We start from the raw sequence: 8633 nt of genomic DNA on the forward strand, positions 1-8633 counted from the left end.
GCGTTCTCCTGGTCTTCGTCGTGCTGCTCTTCGGCGTTCAATACTTCTTCTTCGTCACCGCTGGCATCGACCACTGGACGCGGTTGGCGCTCTTCACGCGGGGCACGTGGCTGACGCTCTTCGCGCGGCTTACGCTCGGCACGCTCTTCGCTCGGGGCTTCTTGGCCCTGGGCGTCCAGCGGCTCGCGCAGTTCGCGTTGTGGGCGATCTTCACGTGGTGCGCGGTCTTCACGCGGAGCACGCGGCTCACGTGGTTTGCGCTCTTCACGCGGGGCACGTGGCGCGCGTTCTTCGCGGGGGGCCTGATCTTCACGCGGCTCGCGCGGCTCACGGGCTTCCCGCGGGGCGCGTTCTTCACGCGGCTCACGCGGTGCACGCTCTTCGCGAGGGCCACGGTCTTCACGCGGCTTGCGCTCTTCGTTGTCGCGACGGCCACCACGGTTGCGGTTCTGCTGACGACCGTTACGACGCTCGTCGCTGCGCTGTGGGCGCTCGCTGGTGGTTTTCTTCTCGACAACAACCGGCTTTTCTTCTTCCTTGCCGGCAAACAGGCTGACCAGCGACTTCACCAGGCCTTTGAACAGGCTTGGCTCGGCGGCAGCGGCAGGTTGCTCGGCGGCAGTTTGAACCGGGGCCACACGCTGTGGGGCAGTCTTGATGGCAGCGTCTTGGCGAACCAGGGTACGAGTAGCAGCAGTCGGTGCGACTTCTTCCACTTCGGCGGCGGCCATTTCATAGCTGGTTTGTGCAGTCAGCGCTTCCGGGCTGTCATCACGGATACGCTGCACTTCGAAGTGCGGGGTTTCCAGATGATCGTTCGGCAAGATGACGATGCGCGCACGGGTGCGCAGTTCGATCTTGGTGATGGAATTGCGTTTTTCGTTGAGCAGGAAAGCGGCAACCGGAATCGGCACTTGGGCGCGAACTTCGGCGGTGCGGTCTTTCAGGGCTTCTTCTTCGATCAGGCGCAGGATGGCCAGCGACAGCGACTCAACATCACGGATGATGCCTTGGCCGTTGCAGCGTGGGCAGACAATGCCGCTGCCTTCAGCCAGGGAAGGGCGCAGACGCTGACGGGACATTTCCAGCAAGCCGAAGCGCGAGATGCGGCCGACTTGAACGCGGGCACGGTCCTGTTCCAGGCTTTCGCGAACTTTTTCTTCTACCGCGCGCTGGTTTTTCGCCGGCGTCATGTCGATAAAGTCGATCACGATCAGGCCGCCGATATCACGCAGACGCAGTTGGCGCGCGATTTCTTCGGCAGCTTCGAGGTTGGTTTGCAGTGCGGTTTCTTCGATGTCGCTGCCTTTGGTGGCGCGCGCCGAGTTGATGTCGATGGACACCAAGGCTTCGGTCGGGTCGATCACAATGGAGCCACCGGACGGCAGCTTCACTTCGCGCTGGAAGGCGGTTTCGATCTGGCTTTCGATCTGGAAACGGTTAAACAGCGGCACGCTGTCTTCGTACAATTTGATTTTGCTGGCGTACTGCGGCATCACCTGGCGGATAAAGCTCAGGGCTTCTTCCTGGGCTTCAATGCTGTCGACCAACACTTCGCCGATGTCCTGGCGCAGGTAGTCGCGGATGGCGCGGATGATGACGTTGCTTTCCTGGTAGATCAGGAACGGGGCGGCGCGGTCCAGCGAAGCTTCCTTGATGGCGCTCCACAGTTGCAGCAGGTAATCGAGGTCACCCTGCATTTCTTCGCTGCTGCGGCCAAGGCCGGCAGTGCGCACGATCAGGCCCATGTCGCTAGGGGCGACCAGACCGTTCAATGCTTCACGCAGTTCGTTGCGTTCTTCGCCTTCGATACGGCGAGAGATGCCACCGGCGCGCGGGTTGTTTGGCATCAGCACCAGGTAGCGACCGGCCAGGCTGATGAAGGTGGTGAGGGCGGCGCCCTTGTTACCACGTTCTTCTTTTTCGACCTGAACGATAACTTCCTGGCCTTCGCTCAACACTTCTTTAATGTTGACGCGGCCTTCAGGGGCTTTCTTGAAGTATTCGCGGGAAATTTCTTTGAGGGGCAAGAAGCCATGGCGATCGGAGCCGAAATCAACAAAAGCGGCTTCGAGGCTAGGTTCAATGCGGGTGATTTTGCCTTTGTAGATGTTGGCCTTTTTCTGCTCACGAGCGCCCGATTCAATATCGAGGTCGTAGAGTTTCTGACCATCTACCAGAGCGACACGCAACTCTTCGGGTTGAGTTGCGTTAATCAGCATTCTTTTCATGTAGTACCGTCGGTTTCCGGGCTGCCGGAAACGGCGTTCGGCACACACGACTCTCAGGGTCGGTGTCAGGGCTCGTCAGAAACGGTTGTAAGTCGTTCCATGTCTAACAACGCCGGCCAACGGGGCCGGGGTGGCGACAGACGTCTCCTGCTTGCTGTTGTGAAACAAGCACTTGGTCAGGAGGAGGAATCAACCAACGGTAGCGGACGAAATAACACGTCTTCTAAAGCTACGCAGTCCGAGGTTGTGCATCTCCACCCTACACGTATCGCTGAAAATCGGGTGCCGCTCGCAGAATCTGCAGCGGGTTGGCATTTACCGCTGACTCCCCTCGGGGGCAGTCAACGCGTCATGGCTCAAGGCTTTATTTCCGGGATGTTCGTAGCCCTTTTCAGCTATCTATCGTTGAACAATCCCGTCGGACGGCCTTACGTCCTGAATTACGTTGCACACGGAAGGGGCTTGCAATGTGGGCAAACACCCGCAACCGGGCCACTTTTGGCGGCGTTCGGGACTATAGCAGCAATGATTAAGTGCTTCAAATCAATAAAAAATTGTTATCATCGCGGCCATGACAGAACGCACCCCTCCGACCTCCGGCGTCCAGCTGCTCGAGGTTGAACCGGAACTTGCCGGCCAACGAATCGATAATTTCCTGCGCACTCGCCTTAAGGGCGTGCCTAAAACCCTGATTTACCGAATTTTGCGTAAAGGCGAAGTTCGTGTGAATAAAGGAAGAATCAAGCCGGAGTACAAACTGCAAGCGGGCGACATCGTGCGCGTGCCACCGCTGCGCCTTTCCGAGCCGGACGAAGAAGTGCCATTGGCGCAAGGTCTGCTCGAGCGTCTGGAAGCCTCCATCGTTTTTGAAGACAAAGCCCTGCTCGTGATTAACAAGCCTGCCGGTATCGCGGTGCATGGTGGCAGTGGTCTGAATTATGGGGTGATTGAAGCCTTTCGCCAGCTGCGTCCAGACTGCAAAGATCTGGAGTTGGTGCACCGCTTGGACCGTGACACCTCTGGCCTGCTGATGATCGCCAAGAAGCGCAGCATGTTGCGTCACTTGCATGAAGCCCTGCGCAAAGATGGCATCGACAAGCGCTATATGGCGCTGGTTCGTGGGCATTGGGCGACGGCCAAAAAGCAGGTCAATGCACCATTGCTCAAGAGCAATCTGCGTTCCGGCGAGCGCATGGTTGAGATCAACGAAGAGGGTAAAGAAGCGCTGACCCTGTTCCGCGTGCTGCGCCGTTTTGGTGAGTTCGCCACCTTGGTGGAGGCCAAGCCGGTGACCGGCCGCACCCACCAGATTCGCGTGCATGCCAAGCATGCCGGCCATTGCATTGCTGGCGATCCCAAGTATGGCGATGACGACTTCACCAATGAAATTCGCGGTCTTGGCGGCAAGCGTCTTTTTTTGCACGCCTATGAATTGAACGTACCGCTGCCCGAAGGTGGCGTGTTGAAGCTGGAAGCGCCAGTGGATGATATGTGGCGTAAAACCGTGGAGCGCTTGAGTGCAGTCTGATTACCAATTGTTGATCTTCGACTGGGACGGCACGCTGGTGAACTCCATTGGCCGTATTGTCGCCGCGTTGCATATGGCTGCGCGTGAGTGTGATCTGCCGCCGCGCAGTGACGATGAGCTCAAAGCCATTATTGGTCTGGGCTTGCCTGAAGTGGTGTTGGCGCTCTATCCCGATTTGGACGATGCCGAATTAGCAGAGCGCTATCGCCATTCTTACAGTACGAATTATCTGCAGTTGGAGTCGAAACCATCCGAGCTGTTTCCTGGCGTCGCTGATGCGATGAAGGCATTTCGAGCGGCCGGCTACAAGCTGGCAGTGGCGACCGGCAAAGGGCGTCATGGTTTGAATCGGGTGTTGGCAGACCAGGGTTGGACAGACTTTTTCGATACCACCCGTTGCGCCGATGAAACCGCGAGTAAACCTGCACCGCTTATGTTGGAAGAGATTCTTGCTGAGTGCGGTGTGCCGGCAGAGCGCGCGCTGATGGTGGGCGATTCGCTATTTGATCTGGAAATGGCCCGAAATGCTGGCATGCATTCGGTGGCGGTCGGTTATGGCGCGCAGCCACTGGCGACACTCAGTAGCTGCGGGCCACGTTTGATGGTCGAACATTTTTCTGAGTTGCGTGCCTGGCTGACTTCGCACGCCACTAAACCAGTGCTAGGGATGAGTGAGCATGTCGAACGAGTTGAATGACGACAAAAGCTGGAAGTTGCTGGAAAAGACCCTGCTCGCCAGCGTGCAAGAGCAGCGTCGGGCGCGGCGTTGGGGGATTTTCTTCAAGGCGTTGACCTTTATTTACCTGTTCGGTGTGATCGCCATGGTTACACCAGGGCTGGACTTCTCCAAAGGGGCGTCGAAAACCAAGTCGCATACGGCGGTTGTGGAAATTCGCGGCATGATCGCGGACCAGGAAGCGGCCAGTGCGGACAATATTGTTGGCAGTCTGCGTGAAGCGTTTGAGGACGTGAACACCAAGGGTGTGATCCTGCGCATCAATAGTCCGGGCGGCAGTCCAGTGCAGTCTGGCTATGTATACGACGAAATCCGCCGTCTGCGTGGCGAACACCCGGATATCAAGGTGTATGCGGTGATTTCTGATCTGGGGGCTTCCGGTGCCTACTACATCGCCAGTGCGGCGGACTCGATTTATGCCGACAAGGCCAGCCTGGTTGGCTCCATTGGGGTGACTGCGGCGACCTTCGGGTTTGTTGGCACCATGGAAAAGCTCGGCGTTGATCGTCGGGTATATACCTCGGGCGAGCACAAGGCATTCCTTGACCCGTTCCAGCCGCAAAAAGCGGATGAAACCGCGTTCTGGCAAAGCGTATTGAACACCACCCACAAGCAATTTATTGCGGCGGTTAAGCAAGGGCGTGGTGATCGCCTTAAAGATGCGGATCATCCTGAGCTGTTCTCCGGTTTGATCTGGACCGGTGAGCAAGCGCTGCAGTTGGGTTTGATTGATGGTCTGGGTAACACCAGTTCAGTGGCGCGTGATGTGATCGGCGAGAAAGAGTTGGTCGATTACACCGTAAAAGAAACGCCGTTCGACCGCTTCGCCAAGAAGCTCGGCGCCAGCGTGGCTGAGCATGCGGCCATGTGGATGGGCTTCCAGGGGCCGACTCTGCGCTGAGCTGAGTTGCGCTAAACAAAAGCCCGGCTGATGCCGGGCTTTTGTTTAGCGGGTTGTGTATAGAGGGAGGGCTTAGGGGATTTGCACGCCTTCAGCCAGCAGCATATCCACTAGGCGAATCAGTGGCAGGCCGACCAGGCTGGTGGCATCACTGCCTTCAGTGGCGCGAAACAGGCTGACACCCAGGCCTTCGGCTTTAAAACTGCCGGCGCAGTCGTACGGTTGCTCGGCATGCAGGTAGCGGGTGATGCGCTCGGCGTCGAGTTCACGAAAGTGCACGGTAAAGGGCACGCAATCGACCTGGCATTCACCGGTAACGCTGTTCAGAAGTGCCAATCCGGTAAGAAAGCTCACGCTCTTGCCGCTGGCATTGCTTAGCTGGCGGTGGGCGCGTTCGAAGTCGTGGGGTTTTCCGAGTATTTGCTCGCCCAGCACGGCTACTTGGTCTGAGCCGATGATCAGATGTCCCGGGTGCTGTTCAGCCAGGGCTCGTGCCTTTTGCTCTGCCAGGCGCAGTACTAGGGCGGTCGCCGTTTCGTTGGGCTGGTGCGCTTCATCTATATCCGGGCTGGCGCAGACAAATGGCAGGCGCAGGCGCGCAAGCAATTCGCGGCGGTATGGGGAGCTGGAGGCGAGCAGTAGCGGGAGCATGGCAGTTCCTTGATAAGGAAGGCGATTCTAACGGGCGTGGGCATTGGCGCCCAGGCTGAATTTCCCTTTGACAGAGGCAGGGTGCATCCCTAGAATGCTGCGCCTATGTTGAATGGCCCGATTCCTCCTCACGTTGATCCGCGCAAACTGGCTGATCGTGGTGCCACCCTTGAAGGTGAGTTGCCGCTAGCCGATTTGCAGCGTCTCTGCGATCCACTTGCCGATAATGTCGGTGTCGTCCGTGCGAAGTTTGTTTTCGAACGCGACGAGCGTAGATCGCCAGTGATGCACAGCACGATCGACGTTGAGGTCAAGATGGTTTGTCAGCGTTGTCTGGAGCTGGTCGCCCTGCCTATCCACAGCGAGTGCAGTTACGCTGTGGTGAAAGAAGGTGGGAATACCCAATCTGTGCCGCAAGGCTACGACGTGCTGGAATTGGGTGAGGATCCATTGGATCTACCGGCGTTGATCGAGGAGGAGCTGTTGCTCGCCTTGCCCATCGTGCCATTGCATGATCCAGAAGATTGCCAGCAACCGGCAGGCCTTGAAGAGCCTGAACCGAGCGAGGACGAGGTATCGCGGTCCAACCCGTTCAGTGTATTGGCACAGTTAAAGCGTGACCCAAACGTTTAGGAGTTAATTAATTATGGCTGTTCAGCAGAACAAAAAATCCCGCTCCGCTCGCGACATGCGCCGTTCGCACGACGCTCTGACTGCAAGCACTCTGTCGGTAGAGAAGAGCACCGGTGAAGTTCACCTGCGTCACCACGTTTCGCCAGAAGGCGTATACCGTGGCCGTAAAGTGATCGACAAGGGCGCTGACGAGTAATCCTTGTCCGCTCCGATCATCGCGATTGACGCAATGGGTGGGGACTTCGGTCCCCACAGCATTGTTCCAGCCTGCATTGCGTGTCTGGCTGAATTCCCCTCGTTACACCTGGTCCTCGTCGGCCAAACCTCCTTACTAAATGAATTGATTGCTCGCCATCCGGGTGTCGATCGCGCTCGTCTGCACGTTGAGCAGGCCAGCGAAGTGATCGCGATGGATGACCGTCCTGCGCAGGCCTTGCGCAGCAAGCCCGACTCTTCAATGCGCGTGGCGTTGGAGTTAGTGCGCGATGGTCGTGCGCAGGCCTGTGTCAGTGCTGGTAACACCGGCGCGCTGATGGCGCTATCGCGTTACCTGCTGAAAACCCTACCGGGTATCGATCGCCCGGCGATGATGACGGCGATTCCCACTGAGCGCGGCCATTGCCAGTTGCTCGATCTGGGCGCCAACGTCGACTGCAGCGCTGAGCATCTCTATCAGTTCGCCGTAATGGGTTCGGTTGCCGCTGAAGCGTTGGGTGTAGTGCGCCCGCGCATCGCGCTGCTGAATGTGGGCACCGAGGACGTTAAAGGCAATCAGCAGGTCAAGCTGGCAGCGAGTCTGCTGCAGCCAGTCAGCGAGCTAAATTACATCGGCTTTATTGAGGGCGATGGTCTTTATCGTGGCGAGGCGGATGTGGTGGTGTGCGACGGCTTTGTCGGCAATATTCTGCTCAAGTCCAGCGAGGGGCTGGCGTCGATGATTTCCAAGCGTATGGAGGCGCTGTTCAAGCAAAACCTCGGTTCGCGCTTGATTGGTTCTCTGGCGCTGCCAGTACTCAAGCGTCTGCAAGGTGAATTAGCGCCCGCGCGGCACAATGGCGCGAGCTTTTTAGGGTTGCAGGCGATTGTGGTGAAAAGTCATGGCGCCGCTGGGCCGGAAGGTTTTCAGAGCGCGATTCGCCGAGCCGTCATGGAAGTGCGCGAAGATTTACCGCAACGCTTACATGGCCGTCTCGAACATCTGTTGCTGTAATGCGTGTGCTGCCGATGTGACCGCACTCGGTAGCCTGTCATCCAACTTGTCAGTTTGTTGCGCTCGACTCGCTCGCGCGTGATCCTCCCGACGATAAGACCATTAGGGACCGTCCATATGTCTGCATCCCTCGCATTCGTCTTCCCAGGCCAAGGCTCACAGTCTCTGGGAATGCTCGCCGAGCATGGCGCACAGCAAAAGCTGGTGCTTGATACCTTTGCCGAAGCTTCTGAAGCGTTAGGTTATGACCTCTGGGCGCTGACCCAGACCGGTCCAGAAGAAACCCTCAATCAAACTGACAAAACCCAACCGGCCATTCTCGCTGCCTCGATCGCGTTGTGGCGAGTGTGGCTGGCGGAGTCCGGCGCACGTCCTGCGTTCGTTGCCGGTCACAGCCTGGGTGAGTACTCGGCGTTGGTTGCCGCTGGCAGCCTTGGGTTTGCCGATGCGGTAAAACTGGTTGAGCGTCGTGGTCAGTTGATGCAAAAAGCCGTTCCGGCCGGGCAGGGCGGTATGGCCGCCATTCTTGGTCTGGAAGATGCTGACGTGCTCGCCGCTTGTGCCGAGGCAGCCCAAGGCGACGTGGTGAGCGCGGTGAACTTCAACGCGCCGGGCCAGGTGGTAATCGCCGGTTCGGCTGCGGCCGTTGAGCGCGCCATTGAGGCCTGTAAGGCTCGAGGCGCCAAACGCGCCATGCCGCTGCCGGTGAGCGTGCCATCGCACTGCGCACTGATGCGCCCGGC

9 protein-coding genes are annotated in these 8633 nt (G+C 58.2%); 7 read left to right on the forward strand and 2 right to left on the reverse strand.

Going from position 1 to position 8633, the window contains the following annotated elements:
* The coding region (rne, locus tag AAAB16_RS08130) for a ribonuclease E (RefSeq protein ID WP_340662884.1) at positions 1–2231 on the reverse strand (2231 nt) is incomplete at its 3' end.
* A gap of 571 nt (positions 2232–2802) precedes the next feature.
* Here rne and rluC point away from each other — a divergent pair.
* Genes rluC through AAAB16_RS08145 form a run of 3 tightly spaced genes read left to right on the forward strand, consistent with a single transcriptional unit; the run spans position 2803 to position 5396 of the window.
* Positions 2803–3759, forward strand: a complete 957-nt coding sequence (rluC, locus tag AAAB16_RS08135; RefSeq protein WP_340662885.1) for a 23S rRNA pseudouridine(955/2504/2580) synthase RluC — start codon at positions 2803–2805, stop codon at positions 3757–3759.
* Positions 3760–3766: 7 nt separating this feature from the next.
* Positions 3767–4456: an HAD-IA family hydrolase gene (locus AAAB16_RS08140; RefSeq protein WP_340662886.1), complete on the forward strand. Its 690-nt coding sequence runs from the start codon at positions 3767–3769 to the stop codon at positions 4454–4456.
* Positions 4437–5396 carry a S49 family peptidase gene (locus AAAB16_RS08145; RefSeq protein WP_340662887.1) on the forward strand — a complete coding sequence of 320 codons (960 nt, stop codon included), beginning with the start codon at positions 4437–4439 and terminating at the stop codon, positions 5394–5396. The genes AAAB16_RS08140 and AAAB16_RS08145 overlap by 20 nt, the downstream gene beginning before the upstream one ends.
* A gap of 72 nt (positions 5397–5468) precedes the next feature.
* Here AAAB16_RS08145 and AAAB16_RS08150 read toward each other — a convergent pair whose 3' ends face one another.
* Complete coding sequence (locus AAAB16_RS08150) at positions 5469–6047, reverse strand: nucleoside triphosphate pyrophosphatase (protein ID WP_340662888.1); 579 nt, start codon at positions 6045–6047, stop codon at positions 5469–5471.
* A gap of 105 nt (positions 6048–6152) precedes the next feature.
* Between AAAB16_RS08150 and AAAB16_RS08155 the strand changes: the two genes are divergently transcribed.
* The 4 genes from AAAB16_RS08155 to fabD form a co-directional block, all read left to right on the forward strand.
* Positions 6153–6680 (forward strand): YceD family protein, encoded by a 528-nt coding sequence (locus AAAB16_RS08155; RefSeq protein ID WP_340662889.1) that lies wholly within the window; start codon positions 6153–6155, stop codon positions 6678–6680.
* A gap of 13 nt (positions 6681–6693) precedes the next feature.
* Entirely contained in the window at positions 6694–6876 is a 183-nt protein-coding gene (gene rpmF / locus AAAB16_RS08160) for a 50S ribosomal protein L32 (RefSeq protein WP_110614910.1), read from the forward strand.
* A 3-nt stretch (positions 6877–6879) separates the two neighbouring features.
* Positions 6880–7890: a phosphate acyltransferase PlsX gene (gene plsX, locus AAAB16_RS08165; RefSeq protein ID WP_340662890.1), complete on the forward strand. Its 1011-nt coding sequence runs from the start codon at positions 6880–6882 to the stop codon at positions 7888–7890.
* A 117-nt stretch (positions 7891–8007) separates the two neighbouring features.
* Positions 8008–8633, forward strand: a 626-nt coding sequence (gene fabD, locus AAAB16_RS08170) for an ACP S-malonyltransferase (RefSeq protein WP_340662891.1), incomplete at its 3' end; no start/stop codon positions are given.

The sequence above is a fragment of the Pseudomonas sp. genome, from assembly GCF_037994325.1.
GTDB lineage: Bacteria > Pseudomonadota > Gammaproteobacteria > Pseudomonadales > Pseudomonadaceae > Aquipseudomonas.